1 CRISPR repeat array is annotated in these 358 nt (G+C 44.7%).

Annotation, left to right across the window (positions count from 1 at the left end):
* Position 1 precedes the first annotated feature (1 nt).
* Positions 2-358: a CRISPR direct-repeat array (repeat unit 27 nt; unit sequence TTTCAATTCCTCTACGGTACAATTCAG).

Here is a 358-nt window from a genome sequence, read left to right as displayed (position 1 = left end):
GTTTCAATTCCTCTACGGTACAATTCAGACGTCAGTGACAGGGGGGAATGGACAGTAAATCTGTTTCAATTCCTCTACGGTACAATTCAGACTGATGGCTCTCGCTTAGGGAAATAGCAATATCCATCGTTTCAATTCCTCTACGGTACAATTCAGACCCATCTTACGAATAGGTTCCTTTGCCAGATATTCATAGTTTCAATTCCTCTACGGTACAATTCAGACTGGAGACTAACTGGGCTGGCGGCACATGGGGCGATGCAGTTTCAATTCCTCTACGGTACAATTCAGACACAAGGTGGTGATCAGCCCCTCGAAAGACAACTGGTTGTTTCAATTCCTCTACGGTACAATTCAG

The sequence above is a fragment of the Chitinophaga sp. CF418 genome (assembly GCF_900142925.1).
Taxonomy (GTDB): domain Bacteria; phylum Bacteroidota; class Bacteroidia; order Chitinophagales; family Chitinophagaceae; genus Chitinophaga.
This window is presented reverse-complemented; position numbering and strand designations above follow the sequence as displayed.